This window comes from uncultured Campylobacter sp. (assembly GCF_937997405.1).
Classification (GTDB): Bacteria; Campylobacterota; Campylobacteria; order Campylobacterales; family Campylobacteraceae; genus Campylobacter_B.
Genome location: NZ_CALKTL010000094.1, coordinates 1 through 2,186 on the forward strand (window position 1 = coordinate 1; position 2,186 = coordinate 2,186).

The window sequence follows — 2,186 nt, forward strand, 5'->3', positions numbered from 1 at the left end:
TACTGACCTCCCGAACCACCCGCACAAACTCCGCCGCGGCAGCCCGACACACCTCGCCGCCTTGCTCGCAGCTTGGAAGCTCGCTGTCAAGCTGCATCAAAAACTCCATCTTTTCGCCGCATATCGGACACGTCGGCACCGAGGCGCCCTGTATCCATGAAGGCTCGCCGCCGATGCGCGCAAGGTTTTGCCTGCCGTTTGACATCCCCCAGTCCTGAGCCGCCCAGCGCGGCGGCGTAGGTGCCAGAGCGACCTCGCACTCCTTTATCGGCTCGTCCTGCACGTATTCTACCTGCGTCCGCTCGCCGATACGTCGCGGCATACCCTGCGCGTCGTGCTCGTAAAAGACTACCTCGCCTTCGTTTATCTCTCTAACATGCGCGGCGAGGCTTAGGCGCGGCAGCGAGCGCACGGGCAAGTCACGGGGCAGCGGATCAAGCGTGATGAGATGAAATAGCGGATTTTGCGCATCGCCGTCCGCCTCATCCAAAACCCCGCCTAGCTTATATCCAGCCTTGCCGCCCTCAAGCCGCCAGGTCGGATGGTGCTTCGCCAGATGCGGCGCATAGGGCGCGCCGAAATAGCCGCGCGGAAAGATTATGTGATACACGCGCTGACCGCAGTATCTTTTGAGCCTGAATTTCTCGCCGCCAAAGCAAATTTCATCGTTCGGCGCTTTTTGTGATTTATCGGCGGCTAGCTCATTTGAGTTAAATTTAGAGCCGTGTTCAGCTGCGCACGCTTTAAAATTTTGGCTCGCTGCCGATTTTAACTCGCCAGCGTTAAATTTAACGGCACTTGCCGCATCGCACGCTTCATCTAAATTTTTGCGCGATATGTCGCGCTTATCCGATTGTAGCGACGCCGAAGCGACGCCGCCGGACACGTTTGACATTCGCGATACGTCGCACTCGCTCGTTTGGGTTTGTTTGACGCCGGCACATTCGTCCACATCCATTTTTAAAATTTCATCCGCCGCCATTTGAGCCGCGCCGTCTGCGTCAAATTTAACCCGCTCAAAGGTAAATCCGACGGCCTCCAGCCAATAGCCGATATATTCAAGCAGGTCGCACGGACGGTCGAAGAAGTCCTCTGCAAGCGCGGACTCGCAGGCAAATTTTACGTTTCGCGGATCGCGGGTCTGAAGCAGGCAGCTAAAAATTTTTTGCCGCTCATCCCTGCTAGTCTGCGGATCCGCAAGCTTCTCGCGCCATATTTGCGAGCTCTCGTAACTAAGCCCGCGCCACGGATACTCCGCGTAATACGCGCTCTCGTTCGGCTGCAATTTAAAAAGCTCGCCCAGATACGGGTGCAAAAACGGCGCGAACTCGAGACTTGCCATGATGATGACCTCTTCGGCGTTTTTCCAGCGCGAGCTCTTTTCATCTCTGCCGCGTTGCCGTGCATTTTTGCTTGCGCTTTCGTCCGCCCGCGCCGAGCGCGCATTCTCTCCCATCTGTGCCGCGCTTTTGCTCTGCTGTGTTTTGCGCCCCTCTGCCGCCTCCTCGCGCAAAATTTCAACCGCCGTAGTGATCAAAGCTTTAAAATCCTCCTCGCCTACATATCCCATAGCGTCCTTTAGCAGCGTGCGGCCGTCCCTCCGCCCACGCAGCAGGCTGTCCGCTAGCGCAAAATACGCCGTCTCGTCACCTTGCAGCCGCCAAAACCGCTCGTATAAATTAGGCATCCTAAAGCCGTCGCGTTCGAAATCTCGCGCCAGATTTAGCGCCTCGTCCCGATTATCCATCTTATTTCCTTTTGCGATTTTATTTTGATAATTTTATCGTAAATTTAAGTTAAATTTTGAAGGCGGCTTATTTTATATGTCAAAATTCCGGCAAAAATGTGAGAGATTAAATTCGGTGGCGAATTAAAATTTAGAAGTGTGCCGAGCCCCGTAGAGCCCGGCTAAATTTTAAAATAGCTCTTAAATTTAAAAGCTATCGTCTCTTTTTTCGAAGATCAGATGCAGCACATATGTCACGGCGAAGGTCAAGGTGCTAGGCACGATCCAGCCGAGCATCGAGTCGTAAAACGGCATCATCTTCACAAACGACGTCACAAGCGGCACCGAAATCCCCAAAATATCAAGCCCGTTTATGACGCCCTCGACGACGCAGACATAGACGCAGGCGCGGTAAATCAGCTTGCTCGAATCGATCCACGGATTAATCAACGAGAGGATT

2 protein-coding genes are annotated in these 2,186 nt (G+C 53.9%); both read right to left on the minus strand.

Annotation, left to right across the window (positions count from 1 at the left end; all coding sequences use genetic code 11):
• Positions 1 to 1,747, minus strand: a 1,747-nt coding sequence (locus Q0372_RS05285) for a hypothetical protein (protein WP_298103433.1), incomplete at its 3' end; no start/stop codon positions are given.
• A 186-nt stretch (positions 1,748 to 1,933) separates the two neighbouring features.
• Positions 1,934 to 2,186 (minus strand): branched-chain amino acid transport system II carrier protein (locus Q0372_RS05290; protein WP_298103435.1); only part of this gene is annotated, 253 nt, incomplete at its 5' end.